Genomic DNA, 26,838 nt, shown 5'->3' with positions numbered 1-26,838 from the left:
GAGGTAAACCCCAAGGCCTGATGTTCCACTCAGACCAGGGATGCCAATACAGCAGCCGGGCCTTCCGACAACGACTGTGGCGCTATCGCATCACTCAGAGCATGAGCCGCCGGGGAAACTGTTGGGACAATGCGCCGATGGAGAGGTTGTTCCGCAGCCTGAAATCAGAATGGGTACCCGCGACGGGCTACCCATCAGTGGCCGAGGCCAGAAAAGACATCAGTGAATACCTGATGCACTACTACAACCGACAGCGGCCCCATCAACACAATGATGGCGTTACTCCTGTTCAAGCCGAGAATCGGTCTAACTTACTGTCCGGAATTAGTTGACCACTACATTTGTCACCAAAGAGGAAGATGAAAGGCTGGATGCCCTAGGACTCCGAAAGTCGATGCCGGAAGGTTGGCTGAGAGAGGATGTGTGGGCCAGGCACCATGCTGCAAAAATCAAGCACTCAAAAACTTGGCCCAAAGACCTAGAAAGAAAGATCAACGGTGGTTAAGTTGCTTGGATAGATGGTTTCTAGGGCGGGACAGAGGCGGGACAAGAATGTTGTCCAAAAATAGGATATTGAATTACCTGGGGAAAAGAGGTGATGTGGCCTCCCCACGAGGACTCGAACCTCGATCGGCCGCTTAGGAGGCGGCTGCTCTATCCTGTTGAGCTATAGGGAGTATGCTCTGCATTCTAGCCGGGTTTAGCGGCGGTTGAAAACCCTTTTGATTTGTTTGAGGATTTTTTGGGCACCCCCTGTTGGCTGGCTGTTCAGCCGCTGCTTTGCTGCCGTTGTGCGGCCAGCAGATGGTCGATGAAGGCGCGCAGGGTGGGGTCGGTGAGTTTGCTGGCCGGGTAGACCAGGGAGACCTGAATTCTGGGCAGGCTGAACTCCTCGAGTATGGGCACCAGTTCGCCCCGGTTGATGGCGTCCTTGACCATGAAATCTGGCAGTTGGGCGATGCCGAGGCCGGCGGCGGCCAGTTGACCCAGCACCGGCCCCTGGTTTATCTCGATTTGTCCCTGCACGCTCACCTGCTGCTCCCTGCCGTTTTCGATGTAATGCAGTCGACCCGGCTGACGGTTGGAGCCATCGATGAGCATCTTGTGGTTCACCAGCTCCTTGGGGTGTTTCGGCAGACCGTGCTCGGCCAGGTAGTCCTGACTGGCGACGAAGCACACCCCTATGGTGTGGTAGTCCCGGGCGATGAAGCTGGAGTCGGGCAACTGGCCCACTCTCAGGGCCAGATCGAACCCCTCTTCAATCAGGTTGACGTAGCGGTTGACCATCACCCAGGAGAGGCGCACCTCCGGGTGCTGCTTGAGGAAGTCGGCGATGTGGTGTTGTATCCCCAGTTGGTCGATGTTGTAGGCGCTGGTGATGCGCAGGTGGCCGGCAATGGACTGACGCCGGGCTTGAGTGGTGGACTCCAGGGCATCGAGCCGGTCCAGCACCGCCTTGAACTCATCCTGGTAGAAGCGCCCCTCAGGCGTCAGCTGCATGGCCCGGGTGGTGCGGTAGAGCAGGGTGCAGTCGAAGTGCTTCTCAAGGTCGGCCACTTGGCGGCTGACGGCGGAGACCACGATATTGAGCTGGCGGGCGGCGCCGGAGAAGCTCATCTGTTCCACCACCACCAGGAAGGTGCGCATCGCCTTGATCAGGTCTATTTTTCTTTCCATGAGAAAATTGATTTCATTTCGAGGTTATTTTTCTATTTTAGGGTGGGGTCTATTCTGAGTCCAACACAGTCACAGAGTGAAGGAATCAGAGTTATGAAAATCTTATTGGTAGGCGCCAGCGGTACTATTGGTAAAGCCATTGCGGCCCATCTGGAAGGCAAGCATGAAGTTGTCAGCGCAAACCACAAGGGCGGCGATGTGCAGGTGGACCTGGGTAACCTGGAGTCCATTAAGGCGATGCTGGCCGAGGTGGGCAAGGTGGACGCCATCATCAGTGCTGCCGGAGTGGCCGCCTTTGGTCCTCTGGCTGAGCAAAGCGACGCGGATTATGCCCTGGCCCTGGAGAACAAGCTGATGGGCCAGGTGAACCTGGTGCGCTATGGCGCCGAGTACGTGAATGACGGAGGCTCCATCAGCCTGACGTCTGGTGTGCTGTCTCGTCAGCCCTTCCCCGGCACCGCCTCCATTACCATGGTCAATGGTGCCCTGGAGAGTTTCGTCAAGGCGGCGGCCATGGAGCTGCCCCAGTTGCGCATCAATGCCGTGGCCCCGGTGTTCGTCAAGGAAACCATGGAGATGATGGGCATGGACAGCAGCCAAGGGGTGTCCGCCCTGGACACCGCCAAGGCCTACATCGCCGCCCTGGAGGGGCAGATGTCCGGCGAGACCCTGGATGTGCCCGATTACCTGTAAATCAGCTTCAGTGAAAAAGCGGCCTCATGGCCGCTTTTTTTGATTTAGTTATCAGTAAGTAACGGCTATGCCTCAAGGGGTATGACAAGTGTGGCTCTATTGTGTTAGGGAAAGGTTTGGGCCAGAATGCTTCGCATCACGGATGCTTTTGCTAGGCCACAGGGCGTCATTAGGACGAGTGGCAACCAAAAATAACAGCAAAAACAGCAGGATTTCCGATGAAAATTCTCATTGTGGGAGCAAGCGGCACCATCGGTAGCGCCGACGAGACTGCCGAGGTGTATTTGGCCGCGCTCAACGGCAGCATGAGTGGCGAAACCCTGAGGGTGGCCGAGTTTCTCGCTGCTTAGTCTGCCAGCCGCATCAAGAAGCCGCCTGAGAAGGGCGGCTTTTTTGTGCCTGTGAGGTGTGCAGTGACAGTTACTTCAGGTACTGCTCTTCACGCCAGGTGGCCAGCCAGTGGGGTTTGTGCACCACCAGCAATGTGGTGCTGAAACCGTTGAGCATCGCTTCGGGGAAGAAGAACAGCGGCATCAGAATCAGATAGTTGTCCCTGATCAGTGTCCAGTCGTATTGGCTGCTGTACCAGGCGGCCAGCAGCAGGGTTCGGGCCACAAAGCAGAGGATGCCGTTAAGGAAACCGTCGATAAAGATGTAGATCCACAGGTTGCGCGGCAAGGTGTTGTGGCTCAGGGTGAGGATGCCAAAGCTTAGGAGCACCGGGGTGGCGACGCCGAGCAGGGCGATGGCTCCCGCCTGTTGCCACTGCTCCACCCCAAGCAGGGTGAGGATCAACAGGGCGGCACTGCCCACCAGTATGGCGTTGCGCCAGCCGAAGATGAGGGTGGTGACGGTGAGGGCGACAAAGTGCAGCTCCAGCCCCTCGTAGATCCCCGCCCGCAGTCGCCACAGGGCGGCCAGTCCTACTATGGTGCCCAGGGTCAGATGCAGCAGATAGCTGTGCTGACGAATCGACTGCACCAATCCTCCCTGGCGGATGCAGTGGATCATCAGCCAGATCCAGAGTATCCAGGCCAAGCCTTCGGTGGGGGTGGGCAGTTCACTCATCAATGGGGCGTCTCCTTGTTCCTTAATTAAGGGTAACCCATTGAGCTAGCGCTTTCCTCTGTGGCCAGTCTATCTTGCGCCTTTGAGGAAGGTGGTCACTGCGCGATCGGCGTAGTGGTTGAGCTCCTCCTTGCCGAGGGGCGTGCGGGTCAACAGGGCTTCGAAGTAGCGGGAGCTGCGTAGCGCCCCCAGCAGCTGTTCGCTGGCCATCTGGGGGTCGTCCAGCTTGAGTTCGCCGCAGTCGACCCGGGCCGACAGGAACTGCTCCAGCACCTGCAGGGCGTACTTGGGGCCCCGCGCCAGGAAGTGGCTCGCCAGTTCCGGGTCCTGGTCACTTCGCTCCATCACCAGCCGGAACAGGTTCATGAACCTGGGGTGGTAGATGAAGGCGGCGTAGCGCTCGGCAAACTGGCGCAGCTGGACTTCGGTGGAAGTGGTGTCATCGGCATCAAACACCAGCTGCTGATGCAGAGTTTCGGTGACGCCGGTGACCACCTCTTTCAGCAGGCCGCGTTTGTCACCGAAGTAGTTGTACAGGGTGAGCTTGGAGCCGCCGCATTGGGTGATCAACTGATCCAGGCCGGTTCCCTCAAAGCCGTGCTCCAAAAACAGTTCGGTAGCAACTTCCAGATACTTCTCACGTTTCTTAAGACTTGAGGGACGCATGTGTACTCCTTAGTACAGTTTTATGCCGTGATCTCTTGCCAACCATCATACTGACTCATTATGATACTGTACAGTACAGTATCTTTTGTGTTGAGGAAGATCACTCAGTCAGAGGGCCGGAGAAGGCATAAAGGCGGTGGTTGGTGACCTCTTGGACCGATAATCAGCAGGGTGTTTCTATGAACGGCAAGTTAAAACCAATGATTGTGGCAGGCGCTTTGGTGGCGGCACTGGCCGGGTTCTATCTCTACCTGGCTCCCCAAGTCGGCGTAGAGAAGACAGACAACGCCTATGTGCAGGGTGAGATCACCCGGATCAGCGCCGAGGTGGGCGGTGTGGTCACCCGCCTGAACGTGGATGACAACCAGTGGGTGGAGCAGGGGGCCTTGCTGGCGGAGCTGGACAACCGGGATTACCTGGCCCGCCGTGACCAGGCCAAAGGCGCCCTGGCCGAAGCCCTGGCGGCGGTAGAGAGCGCACGCCAGCAGGTGCAGATGCAGCAAAATGCGGTGGACCAAGCGGCCACCGGCATCGAATCGGCTCACACCGATGCCGAGCTGCAGAAGCTGGAGTGGCAGCGCCAGTCGGAGCTGCTGGGGCGTAACCTGACCTCGGCGTCGGTGCACGACGCTCAGAAGACCCGGATGGAGCTGGCCCGGCTCAGTGAGCAAAGCGCCGAACTCAAACTGGAGGGGGCCCGTCAGGGGCTGGCGTCGGCCCGCAGTGGCCTGAAGCAGTTGCAAGCCAGGGCGGAGCAGGCGCAGGCGGCTCTGACTCTGGCCGAACTGGCGCTGGAGGACACCCGGATCCGCGCCGCCGTTTCCGGGGTGGTGGGCAATCGTGGGGTGCGGGTCGGTCAGCTGGTGGCGCCTGGAACGCCGCTGCTCTCCATTGTGCCCACGGACAATCTGTGGGTGGACGCCAACTTCAAGGAGGGGCAACTGAGCCAGATGCTGCCGGACCAGCCGGTAACCGTGGTACTGGACAGCTTTCCCGGACAGCCGCTCAATGGCCGGGTAGAGAGCGTGTCGCCGGCCACCGGCGCCCAGTTCAGCCTGCTGCCGCCGGACAACGCCACCGGCAACTTTGTCAAGGTGGTGCAGCGGGTGCCGGTGAAGATCGTACTTGAGCTGCCCCAGTCGCTGAAAGGCCGCGTCGTGCCGGGGCTGTCGGCGGTGGTGGAAGTGGATACCCGGGGGCAGGGCTGATGACGGTGCGGCTACTGCCGACCCTGCTGCTGGCGCTGCTGTTGCTGCTGCCCCAGGGGCTGAGCTCCGGCATCTACTCCGCCGGCAGCGGCGAGATTGCCGCCGCCCTGGGGCTGTCGGCGGATGAAGCCAGCTGGCTGAATGTGCTGTATATGCTGGGGCAAATTTTGTCTCTGCCACTGAGCGCCTGGCTGGCCCGCCAATGGGGCAGCCGCCAGCTGTTGCGCGTTGCCGCCTTGGTGGGGGGAGTGGCCACCCTGGCGACTCTTCTGGCGCCGACCCAGTGGCAATGGCCCGCCTGGTTTGCTCATGGTGCCAGCGCCAGCGCCTTGCTGTTGCTGGCGCACCGGGTGGTGCTGGGCAATTTGAGTTTCAGCGCCATCTCTGTGGTGCAGGCGGTGATGTCTCTGGTGGTGGTGTTGATTCCATTGGGGCTCTACCCAATGTTGATGGGGCAATTGGCGGAAGCGGGCCTGTGGCACTGGGCCTTTGCCCTGCAGCTGATTCCCTACCTGGCTCTGCTCTACTGGGTGCGGTTTGGCTCCTGGCCCTGGCCGGAGCTGCGTGAGACCCATAGGTTCAACTGGGTTCAGGGTGGGCTTTTGGCTGGCGCCCTGACTGTGGTCACCCTGCTGCTGCTCAAGGGCGAGAGATACAACTGGTTTGATGACCCGCGCATTACCGCCCTGGCGACAGTGACCCTGCCCGTTGCGGGGCTGGCGGCCCTGGCGATACGGCGAGGCTGGGGCAGGGGAACTTTGCTGGAGTCCCAGGTGCTGGCACTGCCCTCGGCCCGGGTGGGGATGGTCAATGCGGCGGTGGCCGGCTTTGCGGTGATGGGCGCCACCATGCTCACCTCCGGCTTTGTCACCGGCACTTTGGGTTACAGCCACGCCCAGTTGGGCCAGTTGGAGCTGGTCAGCTTCGGCGGCATGCTGCTGGGGGCGCTGGTGGCGGTCAGGGTGACCTACTTCCCCGGTGGTCAGCCGGACAAGGTGGTGCCCCTGGGGGTGCTGATGATGGTGATCGCCTGTGTGCTGCTGACCTCGAGCAGCGCCGCCAGTGGGTTGAGTGACCTGTGGCCCGCCATGCTGCTGAAGGGGCTGGCGGTGGGCATTCTCAATGTCACCGTGGTGATCCACATCCTGCGAAGCCTGCCCAAGGCGCATCTGCTGCAGGGGGTGGCCTGGTTTTATCTGTTCCGCACCCTGGGGTCGATGCTCTCCATCGCCGAATTCTCCCGGCTGAAGACCCTGGAGGCGGCCAACGCCACCTCGGTGCTGGGCAGCTACTTCAACCCGGCGAGTGACACCTTCCAGCACTACTCCCACAGCCTGTCTCAGGGGCTGGGCGCCAGTGGGCAGATCACCTCGGCACTGCTCAGTGGCGCGCTCAAGGGGCAGGTGGCCTCGGTGGCCAGCGTCAACAGCTTCCAGTGGTTGATTGCCTCCATCGCCTGCTGTGCGGTGGTGATGGTCAGCAGTAAGGTGTGGGCAGCCAAGCAAGCGCCTAAATCCCAGTCGTAACCTGGGCTCCGGAAAAAGAGAAGGGAGCCGTTCGGCTCCCTTTTTTTGCGTGTTGGGCTCAGTACTTAACTTTGAGGCCCTGGGATTCAAAGATCCCTTTGATACGCTCCATGGTCTCGCCGCTGGGGGGCTTGACGCCGTCCAGCTCATACTCCTCACCGAGGGCGGTCCATTTGTGCTTGCCCAGTTCGTGGTAGGGCAGCAATTCCACCAGTTCGACGTTGGGCAGCTTGGCCGCCACAAACTCCGCCAGCTCCTGGGCGGACTCGTTGTCGTCGGTGTAGCCGGGAACCACCACGTAGCGGATCCAGGTGCGCTGATTGCGCTTGGCGAGGTACTCGGCAAACTGCAGGGGGCGCTTGTTTGAGACGCCCACCAGGTTGCGGTGCACATCATCCTTAATTTGTTTCAGATCCAGCATCACCAGATCCGTGTTGTCCAGCAGAGTATCGATGGCGGGCGTGTAGTGACGCACCATGCCATTGGTGTCCAGACAGGTGTCGATATCGTGCTCTTTGCAGCGGCGGAAGAGTTCGGCGACGAACTCAGGCTGCAGTATGGCTTCACCGCCACTGGCGGTTACGCCGCCTCCGCTGGCTTCGAAGAAGTAGCGGTAGGAGTCAACCTGGTCCATGACCTCGTCGACGGTTACAACCTTACCGTCGTCCAGATCCCATGTGTCCCGGTTGTGGCAATACTTGCAGCGCATCAGGCATCCCTGCATAAACACGATAAAGCGAATCCCCGGACCGTCTACGGTGCCACAGGATTCCCAGGAATGAATACGACCTTCTACGCTCATTGTCTCTCCGAAGTGCAGCCGGTTTATGGCTGAAAAAAAGTAAAAGAGGCCCTGTCAGTGACAGAGCCTCTATCTTAACCCGTGGTTAGTTCACCTTACATGGTTTCGGTGAAGGTACGGGTGATTACGTCCTGCTGCTGCTCTTTGGTCAGAGCGTTGAAGCGTACGGCGTAACCGGAAACGCGGATGGTCAGCTGAGGGTACTTCTCTGGATTCTCAACGGCATCCAGCAGCATCTCGCGGTTCATCACGTTAACGTTCAGGTGCTGACCGCCTTCGCGAACTTGAGTGTTCTTGAAGTAGCCGTCCATCAGGGCAGCCAGGTTAGCACGACGACCGTCTTCGTCCTTACCCAGGGCGCCAGGTACGATGGAGAAGGTATAGGAGATACCATCTTTCGCGTGGGCGAAGGGCAGTTTGGCCACGGAGGTCAGGGACGCAACAGCACCAGACTCATCACGACCGTGCATTGGGTTGGCACCAGGCGCGAAAGGCTGACCGGTACGACGACCATCAGGGGTGTTACCAGTCTTCTTACCGTATACCACGTTAGAGGTAATGGTCAGGATGGACTGAGTAGGAGTGGAGTTACGGTAAGTGGTCAGAGCGCGAATCTTCTGCATGAAGCTCTCAACCAGCTCGCAGGCGATTTCGTCTACGCGTGGGTCGTTGTTACCGAACTTAGGATAGTCACCCTCGATCTCGAAGTCGGTGGCGATGCCGTCTTCGTCACGTACTGCTTTCACCTTGGCGTACTTAATAGCAGACAGGGAGTCAGCGGTGATGGACAGACCAGCGATACCACAAGCCATGGTGCGCTCAACGTCGCGATCCATCAGGGCCAGCAGAGAAGCCTCGTAGGAGTACTTGTCGTGCATGTAGTGGATGCAGTTCAGAGCGGTCACGTACTGCTTGGCCAGCCAGTCCATGAAGGTGTCCAGCTTGGCGTATACAGTGTCGTAGTCCAGAACTTCGTCAGTGATAGGCTCCATCTTGGGGCCCATCTGAGTCTTGGACAGCTCATCCATACCACCGTTGATGGCGTACAGCATGGTCTTGGCCAGGTTGGCACGAGCGCCGAAGAACTGCATGTGCTTACCCAGAACCTGTGGGGATACACAGCAAGCGATGGCGTAATCGTCGGAGTTGAAGTCCTTACGCATCAGGTCATCGTTCTCGTACTGGATGGAGGAAGTATCGATGGATACTTTCGCACAGTACTTCTTGAAGCCTTCTGGCAGGCTGTCAGACCACAGAACGGTGATGTTCGGCTCTGGGCTTGGACCCATGGTGTACAGGGTGTTCAGGAAGCGGAAGCAGCTCTTGGTCACCAGAGTGCGGCCGTCTTGGCTCATACCAGCCATGGACTCGGTGGCCCAGATTGGGTCGCCAGAGAACAGCTGATCGTACTCAGGGGTACGCAGGAAGCGAACCATACGCAGCTTCATTACGAAGTGGTCCAGCATCTCCTGGGCCTGCTCTTCGGTGATAACACCGTTCTTCAGGTCACGCTCAACGTAGATGTCGAGGAAGGTGGAGGTACGGCCCAGAGACATGGCAGCGCCGTTCTGAGACTTGATGGCCGCCAGGTAGGCGAAGTAGGTCCACTGAATCGCTTCTTGAGCAGTTTCAGCAGGCTTGGAGATGTCGAAGCCGTACTTGGCGGCCATCTCCCTCATCTGGCCCAGGGCACGGTGCTGCTCGGCGATCTCTTCGCGCAGACGCAGTACGTCTTCCAGACCGTTACCGTTCTCTAGGTCGTCCTGCAGGCTGTGGAACTGGTTCAGCTTGTCCTGCATCAGGAAGTCGATGCCGTACAGGGCAACACGACGGTAGTCACCGATGATACGGCCACGGCCGTAGGCATCTGGCAGACCGGTGATCACACCGGACTTACGGCAACGCAGGATGTCTGGGGTGTAAACATCGAAAACGCCAGCGTTGTGGGTCTTACGGTAGTCGGTGTAGATCTCCTTGGTCATAGGATCCAGCTCGCGGCCGTAGGCCTTGCAGGAACCCTCAACCATGCGGATACCGCCGTTAGGGATGATGGCACGCTTCAGAGGCGCTTCGGTCTGCAGACCAACGATCTTTTCCAGATCCTTGTTGATGTAACCGGCGTCGTGAGAGGTGATGGTGGAGATCTTGGAGGTGTCGAAGTCAACAGGCGCGTGAGTGGAGTTCTCGATGCGGATGCCTTCCATTACCTTGGCCCACAGGTCGTCGGTGGCCTTGGTAGCACCGGCTAGAAAGGACTCGTCGCCTTCATAGGGGGTGTAGTTCTTCTGGATGAAGTCACGTACGTTAACTTCGGATTTCCAGTCACCTGCCGCAAAGCCTTCCCAAGCCTTTGCAAACTGAGTCGTTTTCTCTGTCATAGTGTTTAACCTTTAACATAGTAAAGATGATACGTTTCGTCATCGACGGCACGTCGGGATGTCCCTTCTATGACGAAGCGATTTTACGGTTCTGCTCTTCGTTGTTTAAGGGCAGGACCGGTTGCAAAAATGCAAATCTCTTCTGGCTTACAGACCACCCTCTTTGGGCACAAAGGACTGGGTGGCACCAATAATAGCTCGTCCCTAAGTATAGGTAGTGGCATGCTGTGCCGCTGCCACTCGATCGCCAGATTGCTCTGTTCGTCACACTCCTGGTAACGAAGTTCAAATCACCGGTTTCCCAGCGGCTTGAAAACGATTCAGCCAATTGGTTTTACCATTGTTCCAAAGCCTAGCTCCCTTGCCAACTTTTCGGCCTAATCGTGAACAGCTTTGTGAAGGTGCTCATAATCTGCAAAGTCCGCGCGAACCTGATCGGGATTATCCTCTGGATTTTTGTGATCTGGATCTCTTGATGTTCGACAAATAATCGCAGTTTTGGCGGTTCTGTTTGCTATTGGTTAATGCTTTGGAGTTTTGTATTATTGCGACTCAAAGGGGTAGAGTGACCCCCTCTTTTTTTGAGGTTTTCCCGAGTTTCACCGCAAATGGAAATCCCCCCTGTTGATGAGGCATTATCCCCTGTATAACTGCGTATAGGGATGGGTCTCCCAAGGACAGATCATTGAAAAACAAACAATTACCCGACCAGTTAACCGCCAAGGCCCTGGGTCTGACCCTGGCTTATGTACTGCTTTGGCTGGCCGGGCCCCTTCTCCTCGACGGGGCGGGCCAGTTCTGGGGCCTGCCGCTGTGGTTCTGGTTCTCCTGCCTGATGGCCCCCTTCGGGTTGGTGTTGGCGGCCTATATGATGTTGTTGAGGCGCCGCTGACGTGAATCCCATACTGATTGCCATTTTGGCTTATCTGGCCGCGACCCTGCTGGTCTCCCGCCTGGCTGCACGCCGCGCCAACACCGGCCAGGAGTTCTCCCGCAGCCACTTCCTCGGTGGGCAATTTATGGGAGGCGGGATCCTGGCCCTCTCCCTGGTGGCCACCTATACCAGTGCCAGCTCCTATATAGGAGGGCCCGGAGCCGCCTATAAGTTTGGTCTGGGCTGGGTGCTTCTGGCCGTGATCCAGGTCCCAGTGGCCTTGCTGACCTTAGGTGTCCTGGGTCCCAGATTATGGCACCTGGCCCGGGAAACCGGCGCGGTTACCATTCTGGACATACTCAGAAACCGCTATCAGAACCGTTGGTTGCTCTGGCTGTCCGGTGCCAGCCTGGTGGCTGGTTTCCTGGGCATGATCGTGGTGCAGTTCACCAGCGGAGCGCGATTGCTCAGCGTCGTGGCTGAGATCCCCTACACCACCTCCTTATTACTCTTTGTCTCCACCGTGGTGATCTACACCCTGTGGGGCGGGTTCCGGGCGGTCAGCTACACCGACGCCATTCAGGGACTGGTGATGCTGATGGGGATGTTCGCCCTGCTCATCGGTGTGCTGGGGCAGGGGGGCGGCATGACCACTCTCACGGAGCAGATGGCCCAGATCGATCCCGGGCTGATTGCCCCTCACGGGCCCGATGGCTTTATCTCCTGGCCCTTCCTGTTCTCCTTCTGGGTATTGGTGTGCTTTGGCACCATAGGCTTGCCCCATACGGTGATTCGGGTGATGGCCGCCCGGGATGGCCGGGCGATTGCCCGTGCCATGGTGCTGGGTACCCTGGTGACCGCCCTGGTGACCCTGATGCCTCACCTGGCCGGAGCCCTGGGTCGTCCTCTGGTGCCTGAGATCAGCAGTCCGGATGAGATCATCCCCACGCTGATGGTTCAGCTGTTCCCCGCCTGGATGGCGGGGCTGATGCTGGCGGCGCCGGTGGCGGCGGTGATGTCCTCGGTGGACTCCATGTTGCTGCAGACCACCTCTACCCTGGTTCGGGATCTGGCGATGCAGGGACGCAGCCTGACCCAGAGACAGATGAAATGGCTGACCCGGCTGACCACGCTCGCGGTGGCGCTGGCCTGCACTGTGATGGCCCTGGATCCGCCGCAGATGATCATCTGGCTGAATATGGCCGCCTTTGGTGCCCTGCAGGTGGTGTTTCTCTGGCCTCTGGTGCTGGGACTGTTCTGGAAGGAGGCCAGGGGGGAGGCCGCGCTGGCCGCCATGGTCGCCGGATTGATCACCTATCTGCCCTTGACCTTTATGAAGATCAAGCTGCTGACCCTGCACGCCATCGTGCCCGCGCTGGTGGTGTCTCTGCTGGCTTTTGTACTGGCCCAGGGGCTGCTGGGGCGCTCGAATTGGTCCAGGGAAAGGTAAACGGCCCTCTACAGGGTGGGAGGTTTGGCCAACTTCCTGTTACATAATGAACGCCGGCGTAGTGCCGGCTTTTATATGCTCAATTCACATCAGGGTTAACCCGGTTCAGGTTGTTGCCGGACGATGGTCTATGGTTATTACTGGTCAACAGATTGTTAAGGATTATTCCAATTTCACCGAATTGGGAAATCTCGCCCAATATTGTTCAAGATCAATTAATTGGGTACGGCTGCTAAAATGCGCCAATAAGCCAATTTTATCTTTTATAACCAGCACTTATCTGATTTGTTAAAAAATGAACTGAAGCAGCGTCACTATTCTTGTGATCGGGCTAACGTTTCGTCGTTTGACATCGATTCGGGGCTGAAGTTTAATTCGGGCGATTTCTTTTTAGTAAAATGGTCTTACCAATTTGCTCCTTGGCATCGGGGTAAGGCGAAAACAATGTGGGGGCGGCCGACGGGCCTACACCACAGCTCCAAGGTGATTTTTAATCGAGGTTGATAAGCATGCGGGACGTAGAAAACTCGACTTATAGCGAGTTGCACAAGCCTAGCAGTGAATTTGACAGCCGTTCAGACTATCTGGACCACGAGCTGCAAATCATGAAGCCACGTCGCTGGGGTCTGAACCTTCCGGGTCGTGACTTCCGTTTTGAGTGGGAAGATCTGGTACCAGCCATCGCCGGTACCATCGGTATTACCGTAATGTACTCTGCGGTAATGGCCGCCTGGGGTTCTGGCCTGACTGAAAAGTGGGACCACGTAAACCTGGGCGCCGAGTGGGCCATTGAGGTGGTTCGCGTGGAGATGCTGATCCCCGCACTGCTGTTCTGTATTCTGGGTTCCGGTTTCCTGAACCCCAGAGCGAACCTGGCCGGCAACCACGGCCCCATGATCCCTCTGATTGGTGCCATTGCCCTGGCGGGTGCTCACCCTCTGGCCCTGGCGATCCTGCTGGGTGTTTTCGGTCTGCTGCTTAGTTACTTCAAGGGGGGGTCGAAACTCGTTAACCTCACCGGAGAAGGGGTTGCCGGCGGTCTGCTGGTGTACCTGGGGGCCATGGGCTCCATGGGCCAGATCGGTTCTCTGTTCACCTGGGCTGAGGGCCTGCAGGCCAAGCACGCTCTGGACTACAGCCTGAGCCACGTTGCCCTGATGATCCTGGCGGTGAACATCGTTGTTTACTCCGTGCTGGCCCGTCTGGGCAAGCGCTGGCTGGCGATTCCCCTGTGTTCCATCGCCGCGGTGCTGATCGCCTTCCTGTTTGGCGCCGGTCTGGACCTGGAGTTCGTAACCTCCCCTGGTCTGCCTAACCTGAACCCATGGTACTGGTGGGGCTCCACCGAGACCGGTTGGCAACTGGGTCTGCCTAACATGCAGCACTTCATCGCCTCTCTGCCTTTCGCCATCCTGGCGGTAGCCATGTGGTCTCCTGACTTCCTGGGTCACCGTATCTTCCAGGAACTGAACTATCCTAAGGGCACCGACAAGGTACTGATGGACGTTGATGACACCATGACCTGCTGCTCCATCCGTCAGATGGTGGGTACTGGCTTCGGTGGCGGTAACATCACCTCCTCCTGGGGTACTTACATGATCCCTGCGGCCATCGCCAAGCGTCCTATCCCCGCTGGTGCGATTCTGCTGGGTGTCCTGTGTATTGTGGTTGCCATCATCGGCTACCCAATGGACATCACCGTATGGCGTCCTGTTATGTCCATCGCCCTGCTGGTAGGTGTATTCCTGCCTCTGCTGGAAGCGGGCATGCAGATGGTTAAAGACACCAAGGATTCTCAGTCCGCTGGTATCTGTATCTTTGCCTCCATCGTGGTTAACCCTGTGTTCGCCTGGGCCCTGACCATGCTGCTGGACAACAACGGTCTGATCGGTGACAAAGAGCGCGCCAAGAAGCTGTCCTTCATGGACCGCATGGTAATCCCTGCCGGCGCCTTCATCATCTGTGTTGCTGCCATGCTGGCTGTTGGTATGCTGCCTGGCGTACCTGCCCTGCTGTAACGGCACCACACACGAAAAAAACGCAGCCAGTTGGCTGCGTTTTTTTATGGCTGATTTTCTCTGATTTGACAGTATTAGGCGGCTTCTGCCTCGGCGCGGATGTTGCCTTCCAGGCTTTCAATTTTGTCGACCAGAACCTTGGCGTCTATCTGGCTGGGAGCGGCCAGTTCCAGGGAGGCGGTGAAGACGGTGTTGCCCATACCGCCGGCGGCCAAGCGGACACTGTTGAAGCTGGTGATGTCGATGTCCATCTCGTGAACGGCGGCGGTGATGTCCCGAATCAGCCCCACCCTGTCGTCGGCGTCCACGTGCAGCGCCAGCAGGTGCTCGTGAGGGGCTTGTTCTGGGGGATCGTTGAAGATGCAGTGGAGCCGATGGACTGCTTCAAAGCGTTCCTTCAGCTCTTTGATGTTGGAGTCGGGCAGTGTGATGTCCAGCATGATCGCCACCTGGCCTCCCATGTGGATGACCTTGCTGGCAGTCCATACGCCATCCAGTTGGCGAGTAAGTTTGGCCAGTAAATTGAGCAGTCCGCTGCGGTCGGCACCGGTTACGGTCGCTATGGTTCTGGTTTTCATCCGTCGCTCCTTGTCTCTTGGGGCATGAGTCGCCAGGACACACCTTGGAGCTGAGCCCTCGATCTGGCCCGGCGCAGGTTGGGTTTTCCCTACCTGATTATTACTTTAGCAGTTTCCAGCTAAGAGCGTGCGTATTGGCCTGTTAAGCGCTACTTGAGGGTTGGGGCGGGTTTGACTCAGGAGTGCGTTAGAACACCGTCTGAGGCGTTACACACTAAAATGCCACCCCGTAGGGTGGCATTGAAGGGCCAGGTGACCGAGGTCGCCCGGAAAGTTGATTGCTGTTTGAGGGGTGAAATTAAACGACCGCGGACAAGCGATCTCTCACCTCCCTTCCTTTCTCGGTGAGAAAGGCTCGCTTGATGCGGTAGTCCTGCTCATCGATACGGAGTTCAACCAGTCCCAATCCCTGGCGTCCGGAATGTACCCGCTCAGACAGCAGTCGCGCATTGCGACTTGCACTGGCCTGGGACATTTCGAAACGTTCTTGCAGATCCTTGATAGAGCACCCTTCTTCCTGACACACCTGCATGAACATCAAACAGGTCTGGGGCGGAATCTCGGAGTACACGTCTCGAAAGATCTCTACAGCGTCCATCAGTTTCGTAAGTTGAGCTTGTGCCATTGTTATGTGTTTCCTCTGCTCAATGCTCTTTTGACAACCTTCGTTGTTCTTATAATAAATACGCGTTTAATTGGGTGTTTCATGCGTATTGATATCAGCAGATATGTTCGATAGCCAGTTTTAAAAAATGAAAATTTGATCTGACATACATCTTCACTGAAGTTCAAGCATAATTAAAACTTGATTCAACACGCCCGTTAACAAACCCCTAACTAAGTAAAGGCGCGTAAACGCGCCTTTACTGTCAGTTTTGCGGCCTTCCCGAGTCATAAGGTGCGGTTATTATGTAATCTAAATTCCGCATATATCCTCGAAAATCTCACCCGGAGGCCAGCTTATCACTTAATAGTGGTCCAGATGGGAGCGTGATCCGAGGGTTTTTCGATTCCTCTTAGATCATAATCCACATCCGATTGAATTAACCTTTTCGTCAAAGATTCGCTGGTAAGGATCACATCAATGCGTAACCCTCTGTTATCATCGAAGCCCCTTGAACGGTAGTCAAACCAACTGAAACGGTCGTCAATTTCAGGATGTAGATATCTGAAGCTGTCCGTTAAGCCCCAACCTACTAATTTGCTTAACCATTCTCTTTCTTCTGGAAGAAAGGAACATTTCCCGGTCTTTAACCACCGTTTGGCATTGGCCTCACCGATGCCGATATCCAGGTCAGTGGGACTGATGTTGATGTCCCCCATAACCACTAGGTTATCATCCGGCGTGTGATGTTGGCTAAGGTGATCCATCAGGTCGGAGTAGAACTGTTGCTTGGCTGGGAATTTGGTCTCGTGGCTGCGATTCTCCCCCTGGGGGAAGTAGCCGTTGAGCACCCGTATCGGTTCTCCACCGGGGCCTTCAACGGTGGCCATGATCATCCGTTTCTGTGCGGCGTCGTCATCCGTGGTCCAGCCTTTCTGCACCTCTCGAGGAGGGGTGCGAGTAAGAAGGGCCACTCCATAGTGACCCTTCTGACCGTGGTGGACGACGTGATACCCCATCTCCTGAACCTGTTCCAGGGGGAATTGAGGGTCGTCCACCTTAATCTCCTGCAGTCCGATCACATCCGGTTGATGGGTGTCGATCAGCGCCTGCAGTTGATGTAGCCGAGCCCGAATGCCATTGATATTAAATGACACGAACTTCATTGGTGATTCCGTTTGTTGAGTGTTTAGGGCAGTACCAGCTTGTAAGGCTTGATGGTGGATTTGGCGTAGACTCCGGCGTCGATGTAGGGATCGGCGTCAGCCCAGGACTGAGCGGCTTCCAGGGAGTCAAAGTCGGCGATTACCAGAGAACCGGTGAAGCCTGCTTCGCCTGGATCTTCCGCGTCAACGGCGGGCAGGGGACCGGCAGCAAACAGACGGCCTTCTTCCTTTAGTTGCTGCAGTCGGGCCAGGTGCGCTGGGCGAGCCTCTTTGCGCAATGGGAGGCTGTTCTCAACGTCCTCGGAGTAGATCATGTACCACATAGCCATATCCTTCCTTATTGTGAAAATCATCCTGATTATCAGTGCTACTTATGGCTGAGTAAAGGGGTAGATCTCACCCTGTTGAAGAAAAGTGAATGTGGGTCAGCCCCCGGACAGCTTACCGGGGGCGCAAGGCTAATTATTTGCGGATGAAGAGATGGGTTCGGCGCTGATCTTCGCCTTGTACTCGGCTTCCAGCAGCAGATTGACCGGCCGGTAATGGTTGGCGCCGGCGGTGGCTTTACCCTGGAGTTCCCTGAGTTTCTCCAGGTTGTCCTGAGCCTTGGCAAAGTAGATTGGCGAGGCGTCTATCGCCTTCCAGAACAATTCCTGGGCATCCCCATAGCGTCCCTCAAGCATGGCGAAGTAGCCGAGATCGTTGAGGGCGTCGGCTTCTGGCATAACCTGTTTCAGTGCCACCAGAGCCCGCTTGTAGTGCTTCATGCGGGCGTACACCAGGCCTAGGTTGTTCCAGGCACGTTTAAAGTCGGGCTGCTTCTGTACCGCCTGCCTCAGGTGGATCTCCGCCTGTCGCAGGTTGCCATCCAGATAGTAGGAGTAGCCAAGATTGGTCAGCACATTGGCGGCAGAGGGCGCCCGGTTGAGCACCAGCCGGTAGTACTCCCGTGCGTCTGCGTAGTCGCCGCTGAGGTCTTTCAAGATGCCCAGGGCGTTGTAGCATCGAAGCGGGGAGTTTTCATCCAGTGGCTGCAGGGGGGCAGTCTCACCGACGACGACCAGTGAAGTTTGAGTCAGCAATCTGAGCTGATCCAGATCGGCGGCCTTGTTGAGATAGATCAGTGCCTGTTCGTTTTCCCCCATATTGAGCTTATGCAACCCCAAAGAGGTGAGGGCCTCGACATTATCCGGTTGTTTTTCCAGCACGTCGGTGAAGGCTTTAAGGGCGTACTCGGTGTGGCCCAGCTGGGTCTGGATTTCGCCAATCTCCATCAGAATCGCCGGATCGCCGGGCTTCTGCTCCAGAGCCTGGAGGTAGTGGGACAGGGCGTTGTCCAATTGCCCCCGTTTGACGGCCTTCTCTGCCTTGGCCACCAGCTCTGCCGGATTCGCCTGTGGCGGTGTGGTCTGCTTGGGCGCGGTGGCGCACCCAGCCAGGGTGAGCGCCAGAGCGATTGCGGTTATCAGTGTTATTCTTTTCATAGTGCGTCCTTGTCTAGAAAGCCACATCCCAAACCTCAGCCAACTTGAGCATCGCCGGGCCGATGGCCACGATAAAGAAGGAGGGCCAGATACAGAAGATCATGGGGAACATCATTTTGACCCCAAGTTTTCCAGCCATCTCTTCCGCAGCCTGAATCCGTTTTTCGCGATACTCGTCTGAGTAAACCCTTAATGTTTCAGCAATACCTGTACCCAGGCGCATGCTCTGGGTTATGGAGCCGTTCAGACCCTGAATGTCTTCCAGGCCGGTGCGCTCGGCAAACTCCTGCAGGGCCACGTTCATGGGCAGTCCGGCGCGACACTTCTGGCAAACCAGGTGCAGCTCTTCGGAGAGCTGGAAGTGGCTGAGGCGAATCTCGGTGGCGACCCGGTTGAGGGCGGCCAGCAATCCCAGTCCCGCTTCACAACATACCACCAGCAGATCCAATGCGTCAGGAAATCCCTGTTTGAGTTTGCGCATCCGCCGGTTAGCCAGATGGTCCAGAATCATGGAGGGCAGAATGAAGGCGATGCCCATCATCACGGCAATGCCGTAGAACAGGATGGTCCTGGAGGTATCGGGAAACGCCTTAAGCAGATAGAGAGTGCCAATGGCCGCACCCACAAACAGCAGTATGCGGCAGCCGTTGTAGATGGCGAGCGCACTGTTGGAGTGGAAGCCAGAGTGGATCAGGCGCTTACGGGTGTCCTCGTTGCCGAAGGCGAAGCGGCCGATCAACTCCTGTCGCTTCTTGCCGGACAGGCCATGCTCCAGGGACTCATCGAAGTCCTGCTCCATGCTGATCTGTGGTCCCTCCTGCATCTTCAGTTGAGCCAGGCGCTTGCGCGTCGGGGAGTACAGTCCACTGAGGATCTGCCCTATGCCTAAGGCCAGGGTGATACCGGCTGCGGCGGCGATGGCGTAAACCACGTACAACGCCTGGGTGGGATCATTCAGTAGTTCGGTAATCAGGCTTAACAGATAGTCCATGGTTACACCTCGATGCGAATCAGCCGGCCAATCCAGTAGGTACCCAAGAGCATGCCCAGGGCGCCATATATCATCAGTCTGTGGCCATCTGGGCTGTCGGTCAGCTCTCTGGCATAGCTGGGTGAGGTCAGGAACAGGAAGGCAAACAGGCCCAGGGGCATCAATACCAGTACCCAGGCGGACATGCGCCCTTCTGCTGACATGGACTTCACTTTGCGCTTGAAGGTAAATCTCTGACGGATGATGCGAGAGAGGTTCTTCATGTTTTCAGCCAGGTTTCCGCCGGTCTCCTTCTGTACCTGTACTGCCGAAGAGAAGGCCATTGCGGAGACCGAAGGGACTCGCTCAATGAAGCGCAGCAGAGCCCGTTTGGTGTCCTTACCGTAGTTGATGTCTGCAAACATCAGTCTGAACTCGAAGGCCAGCGGTCCCTCCATCTCTTCGTACACCAGTTTGATGGAGTCGGAGAAGGCGTAACCGGCCTGAAGGCCCCGGCGAAGGATGTCCAGGGCTTCAGGAAATTGGGTCTCTATCGCCTCCATGCGTTTATCGAAATCCCGATTGAGCTTCATATGGAACAGGGTTATGGTCAGTATCGCAGTGATGATGCAAAACAGCATGTCATTGGTGAACATCCAGCAGATGACGCTGAGCACCAGAGCGGTGATCAGTGCCATTATCAGATATTGGTGCCCCAGATAGGAGGAGCCGGACTGTTCCAGTTTGAAAGAGAGGTTCTGAATAAAGGCGAAGCTTTCCAGTTTCCTGCCCAGGGCCGAGGTTTTCTGCAATCGGTTGCGCCTGAGCAGAGACAGGTTTTCCTCATCGTCGCCTTTTTCCTTAGCAAGCTGCTTCAGGCGCTCTCTGATCACCCGGGTGTCACCCCGCTGAGGGCGATACACCGGCAGAAACAGTGCCTGGGAGAGCAGCAGTACGGCGGCAAACACACAGCCTAGGAAGATCAGTTCAATGCTCATGGCCGCCTCCTAGAGAATGTCCATGTTGTTGTCGACGCCGAAGAGTTCGAAAGGCAGGACAATCCCTTTCTTGGCCAGTTGGTCGTGGAAGTTGGGTATCACGCCACTGGCTCGGTACTGGCCGAGGATCTGGCCCTCTTCGTTTCTGCCCTGGCGCTGGAAGCCGAAGATCTCGGACATGGTGATCACTTCACCCTCCATGCCGTTGATCTCGGTGATGGAGACCACCCGACGCTTGCCGTCCTCCTGGCGCTCAAGCTGAACCACCAGGTCGATGGCGGAGGCGATCTGAGTACGAATGTTCTTTACCGGTACATCGAAACCGGCCATGCACACCATGTTCTCCAGACGGCTGAGGGCATCCCGGGCAGAGTTGGCGTGCAGGGTGGTCAGCGAGCCTTCGTGGCCGGTGTTCATGGCGGTTAGCATGTCCATCGCTTCGGCGCCCCGAACCTCCCCGACAACGATGCGGTCCGGCCGCATCCGCAGGGAGTTTTTCACCAGGTCTCTCTGGGTGACTTCCCCTCTTCCCTCCAGGTTGGAGGGGCGGGTTTCCAGGCGGACGATGTGTGGCTGCTGCAGTTGCAGTTCTGCCGAGTCCTCGATGGTGATGATGCGCTCATCTGAGGGGATGTAACCGGAAAGGATATTGAGCAGGGTGGTTTTACCGCTACCCGTTCCGCCTGAGACCAGCACATTGAGTTTGCCCATGACCACCGCATTGAGTACGTCGGACATTGCCTGGGTCATGGAGCCAAAGTGCACCAGCTGTTCTGCGGTCAGCTTGTCCACGGTGAAGCGGCGGATGGACATGCTGGGGCCGTCCAGAGCCAGGGGGGGAATGATGGCATTCACCCGGCTGCCATCTTTAAGGCGGGCATCCACCATGGGGCTGGATTCATCCACCCGACGACCCACGCCCGAAACGATCTTGTCGATGGTGTTAAGCAGGTGCTGGTCGTCGTTGAACTGCATGGGCACCTGTTCCAGCTTACCGAAGCGCTCGACGAAGATGTGGTTGTAGTTGTTGATCAGGATGTCGGAGATGGTGGGGTCTTCCAGTAGGGTCTCCAGCGGTCCCAGCCCCATAACCTCATCGTTGATCTGCTTGATGATTTTTTCTCTGGAGCTGAGATTGATGGGGCGGGGATTCTCATAGAGGATCTCGTTGCAGATCTTGGCAATCTGCTGTCTGGCTTCCACCTCGGACACGGCTTCCAGCCGGGATACATCCAGCAGCTGCATCAGGCGATCATGCAGCTCCTTCTTGATGATGTTTTCCTGTTCTGTCAGCAACTTCTTGCTGATGTCATTATCGTGTTGAGTTGCGTCCATAGCTTATCGTCTCCAGATCTTGTCCCATAGGCTGCCTTTGGTGTCATCTTCCATGACGGGCAGAAGGTCGTCGCAGATTGCCTTTATGTCTTTAGTGATCGCCTCTTTGGCGGCAAACTCCGAGAGACGTTTGCCCTCATCCACGCAGACGCTGACCCGCTTGAAGTCGTTGCGTACCGTGTAGACTGAGTTGATGCCCACGGTCTCTTTCACATCCGCGATAGTGAGCTGACTCTTCGAGGGGACATAGCGGTTGAATACGATGTGGATTCGCTCCTTGGGTATGCCCAGCTGTACGGTAAAGAAGCGGATGGCTGCCGCAGCGTCCCTCAGACAGGCGATGCTGTCCTGGATTACCAGCAGGATGTGCTGGGCATCGGTGAGGATGGGCAGGGACCAGTGATCCGGTCCCCGGGACAGGTCAACGGTGACTGAACTGTAGTGAGTACGAATCTTGAATAGCAGGGTTGGAAGATTCTGGAACTGGAAACAGTTGCTGTCCAACTGACTGAAGGGCAGTGCCGGCAGCAGGTGGATGTTGCCCAGTTGACTCATCAGGCCGGTGATGGCGGTGTCATCCAACTCCTCCACCTGAGACAGAGCATCGTGAAAGTAGTACTGGGGCTTGCTGTCCAGCAACAGCATCTGGCTGCCATGGAGATGATCACCGTCCAGCAGGGCGACGTTTTTCTGGGTTTCGCGCCGGGAAAGTTCATCGGCAATGGAGGAAGCCAGGAAGCTGGCTCCAGCTCCCCCTTTGGCGTTGACGACGGCGATGGTGGGGGCCAGCTCCATATTTTCTGCCATGCGAGCGGCCACTTTGTAGATGGCATTGGTCAGCTCTTCGGGGTCCGACTCCAGGGGAATGAAGTCATTGGCGCCGGATTGCATGGCGGTGCGCAGTACCTCAGCAGAGGCCTCTTTGCCCAGTATCAGCATATTGGTGCAGCGGCCGGCGAAGTTCTGAATCAGGGTTATCGCCTGCCGGTCATTATTGGGCACCAGCAGGATCAGCAGTTGGGTGCTGTCCAGCACCTCACGGTTGATCTGGTTGATGGGGAAGGAGTCCAGATTCAGGTTGGGCGTCGAACGCAGCACCTCAACCAGGGACATCTGGTCAGTCAGATTCGCGGCAACCAGAAGTGCACTGACCGGAACCGGCAACGCCTTGGGGCCTTTTGGGGGCTGGGTTTGAATACCCTGACCGCCCTCCTGTTCGCTCCATTGCTCCTTGCAAAGCGGAGTGTTTGATTTATCCATCTTCGGTTACTCCTTACCCTCAATCATGTGCATACCGTGGTGCCGAAACGGGTTCTTCCCAAGCTTTCTCTCGGCAGGGTGGTAACGAAATCCGGGGAGTTGATCTGAAACGTCAGTCCCGGTACCACGAAGGTATGCTGGTAATTGGTTATAGAGGCTCTGACCAGATCAATCTTGTCAAAGCTGGTTGCCGCGGTGCCATCCAACTGCAGGTACTCGATAGTGAGATTTGCGGTAGAGATGTTGGGGCCAAAGTCGGTGCCATCGAACAGGGCCAGGGTCTGCAACGCTGCCGGAGCCGTGGGCGAGGCGCTGAGATCAGGCGAGCAGACTGTCGCCAGTCTTGCAGCGCGCCGGGACGCTTCTGTCAGCACGTTATAGGAGAACATCAACCGGGAAACCTCCAGGCAGGCGAAGAGGGCGATGAACACTACGGTGGCGACGATGGCAAACTCCACCGCATACACCCCTTTCTGCTTCTTGAGTTGGCGACGCAGCATTTTCATGGAATCGCCCTCATGGAGATGGTGGCAGTCAGGGGGAAGTTGTAGTCCACGGTCTCGCCATAGTTCCCCGCCAGGTTGCCACTGAAGATGGAAGTCCAGTTGTAGGTGGCGGTGACTGTAATGAGATCGCCACCGCTGACAGTGATGCTGATGTCATCGGCTTGCAGGCCTGTCAAAAGTGGTGTGGTGCCACTGCTCTTGCCGTAAAGGGCCAATGCCTTGGCGGTGTTTTGAAGTTCCGGCTGCACCACCAGGTCACTGGCGCCATTGTTGGCGGAGATGGCTTTGGCTGCGACATAGCGGCATGCATCCCGCACCACGGAGTTGAGCTGGTTGTACTGATACATCAGTCTGCCCAGTTCCCCCACGCCGAAAAAGAGCAGAAACAGCAAGGGGAGGGTGACCATAGCTTCTATGGCCGCCACCCCCCGCTGTTTGCTGCGCGTTGCTCGAGTCAGTGCCAGCATCATGAATCCTTATTGTCCGGGTCCCGGTACAGGACTATGGTGAAGGGTCCATCGTCAGCGGAGGTGTCCTGGGTGGGGTTGCCTGTGCCGGTGCAGTCATCCACGAACTCGCCGATGACGTAGGCCAGGTTGCCCTTTTGGATCACCTCCTGCATAAAGTAGAAGCAGGCAAAACCTTTAAACACGATGTCGTTGTTTTGGCCATTGGCCAGTCCGTCACAGTCTCCCACGACGACGGCAAACTCCCGGCGTTTGGCGCCGCCATTGCTGTCCCAGCTGTCACCGGTGGCAGCGCAGCTGTTCTGGAAACGGGAGCCGCCATCTACTGTGTTGTCTACGTAGTTGTCGGCGTAGTCGGAGTAGCGGTACAGCGTAGGGGTACCCGTAGTAATGTCCACCACTTCTCCGTCGTCGGCGTATACGATCTCGTCATCGTCGTTGATATCCAGCTCTTCTCCGACACAGATGTCCTTATCTCTGGGGTGATCCGTCGAATTTACCGTTCCCCCATGGTAGATACCCAGACGGGTGTTCATCCCGGTGGCCACGGGACCCACATTGTTGCCGGGCTCGGTGGAGACGCCCTCGCTGCCGCCGAAACAGTAGTTGGTGCTTGAGTTCTCTCCCGCCATGGCGGCGCGGATGTCAGCTGCACCTGAGCTGTCCCCAAGGCGAATCAACTGGAAATTGCCTGCGCCAATGGCGGAGTCCTGCTGGCTGGAAATCTTCATCGACATGATGTTGCCGCGAGGATAGCCAAAGGGTTCACCCGGAGTATCCCCTTCGCACACCATCATCGGCAGCACGTTCTCGGCGCAGTTGACCAGAGGCAGGCTGGGGCCGGCCACCGCAGAGGCGCTGGTGAACTTATCCATGTTGATCGCCTGGCCCAGGTAGGTGGCCAGTTGTACATTCTCGACCCGCACCCGCACATACTCGGCACTGGTGTCCGTGGTGACGATGAAGGGATCTGGCTGGAGAGAGAACTCCACTGCCACCTGCGGCGCGACCTGGTTCTGGGTGTAGGTCAGGCTGGCGGTGTCGATATCCTCCTGAAGCTGGCTGAAATCGACGTTGCCCAGTACCGCGAGCAGGGTGGCTATGCCATCCTGCCGGGCTGTGGAATGGTCGTTGCCCTCTTTGACCACGGAGATGGCCGCACTGAGCGCAGCAGAGTCGACTGCGTTTTGCAGGCGAGTCTTGCTGAGAAGCAGGTGCCCGCTCTCAAGGGCCATGGCTGCCATGATCAGTATGGTCAGCAGTGCAACCGTGACCAGCACCAGGATCGAACCCCGCTGCTTACGCTGCGATTGCCCCGACGGCTGGAAAGACGCTCTCAACATTGTGGCCTCCTAGGTGGCGCCGATAGTTGGCTCAGTTACCTTCACCTCCCAGATTCGCCTCTTTAAATTCGCTGCGGGCGGTCTCTGGTCGGTAGGTGGAGGTGCGGTAGTTTTCCATTACCGCCACACCGTACTGGCCATCCAGGCTGCTTACTCGGCCGGCATTCCTTGCCACCGCGTCAGGGTCCAGAATCTCTTGCTGCTTGATGCTTCTGGTGGTGCCCCCCAAGTCAAACTGGGTCATGACGCTTGATGCGCAGCCACTGAGCAGCAGCGTTGCGGAAACAGCGATAACCATGGTTTTCATAACGCGCTCCTTAGAGTGAATGACCGTATTTGTTCTGGGTGCCACCAGTGTCCGTAGTCGGCATGGGCTCCTGGACTTCTGCTGTCGGGTTCGGGTTGGTATCCGGTTGAACGGACTCTTGTCTTTGAGACAGCTCACCCAGCAAGTAGAAGCCGACGTCCGAGGGAGACACGAATCCGTCGGTGGGCAGCACCAGGTCATCACGGATGATGGGACGCACCAGGCGTGGGGTAACCAGAATCACCAGTTCGGTTTCGCCATTGCGGTACTCCTGGCTGCTGAACAGCTGACCCAGTACGGGAATCTCACCCAGGCCAGGCAGTTCATCAATGCTTTCGCGCACCGTGTTGCTGAGCAGGCCGGCGATGGCGATGGTCTGGCCATCCCCAAGTTCTACCGTGGAGGCGGCGCTGCGTTTGATGATGGACGGGGTGACCAGTGCCGTGGTGGATCCCTGGGGAATCACGCCGACGGAGTTGGCGTTACTCAGTTCACTGACCAGCACATTCAGGTTGAGGTTGATCCGCCCGGAGTCGAGCACGGTGGGCACAAACTTTACGCCGACACCGAAGCTCTTGTACTCAATGGAGGTGCCTTCACGGCTGGGGACCGGAACCGGGAACTCTCCGCCGGAGAGAAACTCGGCCATCTGGCCACTGAGGGCGGTCAGGTTGGGCTCTGCCAACACCCGGGCAAGGCCTTGCTGCTTGGCGGCATCTAGAGCAAAGTTGAACAGGAAGTCGCCACTGACGTAGCTGCCGAAGAAGCCCTTGTCGTTGATGATGCCGTCACCACCGATGATACCGCCGATGAAGTCACTGCCCTCGGAGATGATCTGGAAGTCGGAGTCCAGTTGGCGGGCAAGCTCGCGCTGTACCTCGGTGACCGTCACTTCCAACATCACCTGGTGGCCGCCGCCCACAGACATGATGTTCAGTACGGAGCTGGGGTTGCCTTTGGTGTCCGCGGCGACTGCGTAACCCTGGGCCAGGTTCATGGCCATGGTCATCCTGTCGGTGTTGGACACCTGACCGCCGATCACCAGTTGACCCTGAGAGCTGTGTACCTCAATCAGCTCCTCCGGCAGGAACCGGTACAGCTTCTCCTTCAGGCCATTGAGGTCATGGGTGATCTCAATATCGATGATGTCGACCAGGCGATCTTCTTCATCCCACACCAGGATATTGGTGCTGCCCAGCTGCTTTCCGAGGATATACAGCTCGGTGGGTTGCATGATCAGGATGTCGGCGATCTCTGGGTTTCCGACAGACACCCGTGCTGCCTCATGCTTAATGGGCAGGGTACGGGACTTGTATATGGGCACCGGAAAGCTCTGCTGTTGCAGTGAGGTTGGGCCTCCTGCCTGAACCGGTGTAGCCATCATCACCATTGCCAGCACGAATCCCAGGCTGAACAGGTGATGGAGAAGCGATGTGTGGGATCTTGCCATAGCGTCTCTT

At 57.3% G+C, this 26,838-nt stretch carries 27 protein-coding genes and 1 tRNA gene; 8 read left to right on the top strand and 20 right to left on the bottom strand.

Features of this window, described 5'->3' with window-relative positions; all coding sequences use genetic code 11:
• A partial coding sequence (locus G505_RS22810) for an integrase core domain-containing protein (RefSeq protein ID WP_157509232.1) occupies positions 1-332 on the top strand: 332 nt, incomplete at its 5' end.
• Positions 333-601: 269 nt separating this feature from the next.
• Here the strand turns inward: G505_RS22810 and G505_RS0114940 are convergent.
• A tRNA-Arg gene (locus G505_RS0114940) sits at positions 602-677 on the bottom strand.
• Positions 678-768: 91 nt separating this feature from the next.
• Positions 769-1,677: a LysR family transcriptional regulator gene (locus G505_RS0114935; protein ID WP_051216288.1), complete on the bottom strand. Its 909-nt coding sequence runs from the start codon at positions 1,675-1,677 to the stop codon at positions 769-771.
• A 93-nt stretch (positions 1,678-1,770) separates the two neighbouring features.
• Here G505_RS0114935 and G505_RS0114930 point away from each other — a divergent pair, with 93 nt between their 5' ends.
• Together G505_RS0114930 and G505_RS23470 are read left to right on the top strand one after the other, a co-directional pair.
• Complete coding sequence (locus G505_RS0114930) at positions 1,771-2,370, top strand: short chain dehydrogenase (protein ID WP_028110287.1); 600 nt, start codon at positions 1,771-1,773, stop codon at positions 2,368-2,370.
• A 218-nt stretch (positions 2,371-2,588) separates the two neighbouring features.
• Positions 2,589-2,720, top strand: a complete 132-nt coding sequence (locus G505_RS23470) for a hypothetical protein (protein ID WP_281169896.1) — start codon at positions 2,589-2,591, stop codon at positions 2,718-2,720.
• Positions 2,721-2,790: 70 nt separating this feature from the next.
• Here the strand turns inward: G505_RS23470 and G505_RS0114920 are convergent, their stop codons facing one another.
• Together G505_RS0114920 and G505_RS0114915 are read right to left on the bottom strand one after the other, a co-directional pair.
• A complete protein-coding gene (locus tag G505_RS0114920) occupies positions 2,791-3,438 on the bottom strand; it encodes an energy-coupling factor ABC transporter permease (RefSeq protein WP_028110286.1) in 648 nt (215 codons plus the stop codon).
• 69 nt (positions 3,439-3,507) lie between these two features.
• Positions 3,508-4,104: a TetR/AcrR family transcriptional regulator gene (locus G505_RS0114915; RefSeq protein ID WP_028110285.1), complete on the bottom strand. Its 597-nt coding sequence runs from the start codon at positions 4,102-4,104 to the stop codon at positions 3,508-3,510.
• 179 nt (positions 4,105-4,283) lie between these two features.
• Here G505_RS0114915 and G505_RS0114910 point away from each other — a divergent pair, with 179 nt between their 5' ends.
• Together G505_RS0114910 and G505_RS0114905 are read left to right on the top strand one after the other, a co-directional pair.
• Complete coding sequence (locus tag G505_RS0114910) at positions 4,284-5,312, top strand: HlyD family secretion protein (protein ID WP_028110284.1); 1,029 nt, start codon at positions 4,284-4,286, stop codon at positions 5,310-5,312.
• The gene (locus G505_RS0114905; RefSeq protein WP_028110283.1) at positions 5,312-6,838 is read left to right on the top strand and encodes an MFS transporter; all 1,527 of its coding nucleotides are present in this window, start codon (positions 5,312-5,314) and stop codon (positions 6,836-6,838) included. The genes G505_RS0114910 and G505_RS0114905 overlap by 1 nt, the downstream gene beginning before the upstream one ends.
• Positions 6,839-6,896: 58 nt before the next feature.
• On the opposite strand, the gene pflA is transcribed toward G505_RS0114905, so the two are convergent.
• Together pflA and pflB are read right to left on the bottom strand one after the other, a co-directional pair.
• Positions 6,897-7,640: a pyruvate formate lyase 1-activating protein gene (gene pflA / locus G505_RS0114900; RefSeq protein ID WP_028110282.1), complete on the bottom strand. Its 744-nt coding sequence runs from the start codon at positions 7,638-7,640 to the stop codon at positions 6,897-6,899.
• 95 nt (positions 7,641-7,735) lie between these two features.
• On the bottom strand, positions 7,736-10,018 hold the full coding sequence (pflB, locus tag G505_RS0114895; RefSeq protein WP_028110281.1) for a formate C-acetyltransferase: 2,283 nt from the start codon (positions 10,016-10,018) through the stop codon (positions 7,736-7,738).
• A 685-nt stretch (positions 10,019-10,703) separates the two neighbouring features.
• On the opposite strand from pflB, the gene G505_RS0114890 reads away from it, so the two are divergent.
• From G505_RS0114890 to G505_RS0114880, 3 genes are all read left to right on the top strand, one after another.
• Positions 10,704-10,910 (top strand): YhdT family protein, encoded by a 207-nt coding sequence (locus G505_RS0114890; protein WP_028110280.1) that lies wholly within the window; start codon positions 10,704-10,706, stop codon positions 10,908-10,910.
• 1 nt (position 10,911) lies between these two features.
• Entirely contained in the window at positions 10,912-12,342 is a 1,431-nt protein-coding gene (gene panF, locus G505_RS0114885; protein WP_028110279.1) for a sodium/pantothenate symporter, read from the top strand.
• Positions 12,343-12,851: 509 nt separating this feature from the next.
• Entirely contained in the window at positions 12,852-14,360 is a 1,509-nt protein-coding gene (locus G505_RS0114880) for a DUF3360 family protein (protein ID WP_028110278.1), read from the top strand.
• A gap of 74 nt (positions 14,361-14,434) precedes the next feature.
• Here the strand turns inward: G505_RS0114880 and G505_RS0114875 are convergent, their stop codons facing one another.
• The 14 genes from G505_RS0114875 to G505_RS0114810 form a co-directional block, all read right to left on the bottom strand.
• Positions 14,435-14,938 (bottom strand): glycine cleavage system transcriptional repressor, encoded by a 504-nt coding sequence (locus G505_RS0114875; RefSeq protein WP_028110277.1) that lies wholly within the window; start codon positions 14,936-14,938, stop codon positions 14,435-14,437.
• 298 nt (positions 14,939-15,236) lie between these two features.
• Positions 15,237-15,536, bottom strand: a complete 300-nt coding sequence (locus G505_RS21705) for a helix-turn-helix domain-containing protein (RefSeq protein ID WP_157509230.1) — start codon at positions 15,534-15,536, stop codon at positions 15,237-15,239.
• A 365-nt stretch (positions 15,537-15,901) separates the two neighbouring features.
• Positions 15,902-16,708, bottom strand: coding sequence for an exodeoxyribonuclease III (gene xthA / locus G505_RS0114865; RefSeq protein WP_028110275.1), 807 nt, complete (start codon positions 16,706-16,708; stop codon positions 15,902-15,904).
• Between the two features lie 23 nt (positions 16,709-16,731).
• On the bottom strand, positions 16,732-17,031 hold the full coding sequence (locus tag G505_RS0114860; protein ID WP_028110274.1) for a YciI family protein: 300 nt from the start codon (positions 17,029-17,031) through the stop codon (positions 16,732-16,734).
• Positions 17,032-17,166: 135 nt separating this feature from the next.
• Positions 17,167-18,192, bottom strand: coding sequence for a tetratricopeptide repeat protein (locus G505_RS21700; protein ID WP_051216286.1), 1,026 nt, complete (start codon positions 18,190-18,192; stop codon positions 17,167-17,169).
• A gap of 13 nt (positions 18,193-18,205) precedes the next feature.
• Positions 18,206-19,183 (bottom strand): type II secretion system F family protein, encoded by a 978-nt coding sequence (locus G505_RS0114850; protein ID WP_028110273.1) that lies wholly within the window; start codon positions 19,181-19,183, stop codon positions 18,206-18,208.
• A 2-nt stretch (positions 19,184-19,185) separates the two neighbouring features.
• Entirely contained in the window at positions 19,186-20,160 is a 975-nt protein-coding gene (locus G505_RS0114845) for a type II secretion system F family protein (protein WP_028110272.1), read from the bottom strand.
• 9 nt (positions 20,161-20,169) lie between these two features.
• Positions 20,170-21,495, bottom strand: coding sequence for a TadA family conjugal transfer-associated ATPase (locus G505_RS0114840; RefSeq protein ID WP_028110271.1), 1,326 nt, complete (start codon positions 21,493-21,495; stop codon positions 20,170-20,172).
• Between the two features lie 3 nt (positions 21,496-21,498).
• Positions 21,499-22,755 carry a CpaE/TadZ family protein gene (locus G505_RS0114835; protein ID WP_028110270.1) on the bottom strand — a complete coding sequence of 419 codons (1,257 nt, stop codon included), beginning with the start codon at positions 22,753-22,755 and terminating at the stop codon, positions 21,499-21,501.
• Between the two features lie 23 nt (positions 22,756-22,778).
• Positions 22,779-23,261, bottom strand: coding sequence for a TadE/TadG family type IV pilus assembly protein (locus G505_RS0114830; protein WP_028110269.1), 483 nt, complete (start codon positions 23,259-23,261; stop codon positions 22,779-22,781).
• The gene (locus tag G505_RS0114825) at positions 23,258-23,728 is read right to left on the bottom strand and encodes a TadE/TadG family type IV pilus assembly protein (protein ID WP_028110268.1); all 471 of its coding nucleotides are present in this window, start codon (positions 23,726-23,728) and stop codon (positions 23,258-23,260) included. The genes G505_RS0114830 and G505_RS0114825 overlap by 4 nt, the downstream gene beginning before the upstream one ends.
• Positions 23,728-25,071 carry a Tad domain-containing protein gene (locus G505_RS0114820; RefSeq protein WP_035385452.1) on the bottom strand — a complete coding sequence of 448 codons (1,344 nt, stop codon included), beginning with the start codon at positions 25,069-25,071 and terminating at the stop codon, positions 23,728-23,730. Before G505_RS0114820 ends, G505_RS0114825 begins: the two co-directional genes overlap by 1 nt.
• A gap of 31 nt (positions 25,072-25,102) precedes the next feature.
• On the bottom strand, positions 25,103-25,378 hold the full coding sequence (locus tag G505_RS21695) for a hypothetical protein (protein ID WP_051216284.1): 276 nt from the start codon (positions 25,376-25,378) through the stop codon (positions 25,103-25,105).
• 10 nt (positions 25,379-25,388) lie between these two features.
• Positions 25,389-26,828, bottom strand: a complete 1,440-nt coding sequence (locus G505_RS0114810; protein WP_028110266.1) for a type II and III secretion system protein family protein — start codon at positions 26,826-26,828, stop codon at positions 25,389-25,391.
• Positions 26,829-26,838 lie beyond the last annotated feature (10 nt).

Origin of the sequence: Ferrimonas futtsuensis DSM 18154, assembly GCF_000422645.1 — a bacterium.
GTDB classification, from domain to species: domain Bacteria; phylum Pseudomonadota; class Gammaproteobacteria; order Enterobacterales; family Shewanellaceae; genus Ferrimonas; species Ferrimonas futtsuensis.
Note: the sequence above shows the minus strand (reverse complement) of the source record. Positions and strands in the feature narration are given on the sequence as shown.

Bases quoted from the DNA above. Each gene is read 5' to 3' on its own strand.
- G505_RS0114935 (WP_051216288.1), bottom strand. From the start codon at position 1,677: ATGGAAAGAAAAATAGACCTGATCAAGGCGATGCGCACCTTCCTGGTG.
- G505_RS0114930 (WP_028110287.1), top strand. From the start codon at position 1,771: ATGAAAATCTTATTGGTAGGCGCCAGCGGTACTATTGGTAAAGCCATT.
- G505_RS23470 (WP_281169896.1), top strand. From the start codon at position 2,589: ATGAAAATTCTCATTGTGGGAGCAAGCGGCACCATCGGTAGCGCCGAC.
- G505_RS0114920 (WP_028110286.1), bottom strand. From the start codon at position 3,438: ATGAGTGAACTGCCCACCCCCACCGAAGGCTTGGCCTGGATACTCTGG.
- G505_RS0114915 (WP_028110285.1), bottom strand. From the start codon at position 4,104: ATGCGTCCCTCAAGTCTTAAGAAACGTGAGAAGTATCTGGAAGTTGCT.
- G505_RS0114910 (WP_028110284.1), top strand. From the start codon at position 4,284: ATGAACGGCAAGTTAAAACCAATGATTGTGGCAGGCGCTTTGGTGGCG.
- G505_RS0114905 (WP_028110283.1), top strand. From the start codon at position 5,312: ATGACGGTGCGGCTACTGCCGACCCTGCTGCTGGCGCTGCTGTTGCTG.
- pflA (WP_028110282.1), bottom strand. From the start codon at position 7,640: ATGAGCGTAGAAGGTCGTATTCATTCCTGGGAATCCTGTGGCACCGTA.
- pflB (WP_028110281.1), bottom strand. From the start codon at position 10,018: ATGACAGAGAAAACGACTCAGTTTGCAAAGGCTTGGGAAGGCTTTGCG.
- G505_RS0114880 (WP_028110278.1), top strand. From the start codon at position 12,852: ATGCGGGACGTAGAAAACTCGACTTATAGCGAGTTGCACAAGCCTAGC.
- G505_RS0114875 (WP_028110277.1), bottom strand. From the start codon at position 14,938: ATGAAAACCAGAACCATAGCGACCGTAACCGGTGCCGACCGCAGCGGA.
- G505_RS21705 (WP_157509230.1), bottom strand. From the start codon at position 15,536: ATGGACGCTGTAGAGATCTTTCGAGACGTGTACTCCGAGATTCCGCCC.
- xthA (WP_028110275.1), bottom strand. From the start codon at position 16,708: ATGAAGTTCGTGTCATTTAATATCAATGGCATTCGGGCTCGGCTACAT.
- G505_RS0114860 (WP_028110274.1), bottom strand. From the start codon at position 17,031: ATGTGGTACATGATCTACTCCGAGGACGTTGAGAACAGCCTCCCATTG.
- G505_RS21700 (WP_051216286.1), bottom strand. From the start codon at position 18,192: ATGAAAAGAATAACACTGATAACCGCAATCGCTCTGGCGCTCACCCTG.
- G505_RS0114850 (WP_028110273.1), bottom strand. From the start codon at position 19,183: ATGGACTATCTGTTAAGCCTGATTACCGAACTACTGAATGATCCCACC.
- G505_RS0114845 (WP_028110272.1), bottom strand. From the start codon at position 20,160: ATGAGCATTGAACTGATCTTCCTAGGCTGTGTGTTTGCCGCCGTACTG.
- G505_RS0114840 (WP_028110271.1), bottom strand. From the start codon at position 21,495: ATGGACGCAACTCAACACGATAATGACATCAGCAAGAAGTTGCTGACA.
- G505_RS0114835 (WP_028110270.1), bottom strand. From the start codon at position 22,755: ATGGATAAATCAAACACTCCGCTTTGCAAGGAGCAATGGAGCGAACAG.
- G505_RS0114830 (WP_028110269.1), bottom strand. From the start codon at position 23,261: ATGAAAATGCTGCGTCGCCAACTCAAGAAGCAGAAAGGGGTGTATGCG.
- G505_RS0114825 (WP_028110268.1), bottom strand. From the start codon at position 23,728: ATGCTGGCACTGACTCGAGCAACGCGCAGCAAACAGCGGGGGGTGGCG.
- G505_RS0114820 (WP_035385452.1), bottom strand. From the start codon at position 25,071: ATGTTGAGAGCGTCTTTCCAGCCGTCGGGGCAATCGCAGCGTAAGCAG.
- G505_RS21695 (WP_051216284.1), bottom strand. From the start codon at position 25,378: ATGAAAACCATGGTTATCGCTGTTTCCGCAACGCTGCTGCTCAGTGGC.
- G505_RS0114810 (WP_028110266.1), bottom strand. From the start codon at position 26,828: ATGGCAAGATCCCACACATCGCTTCTCCATCACCTGTTCAGCCTGGGA.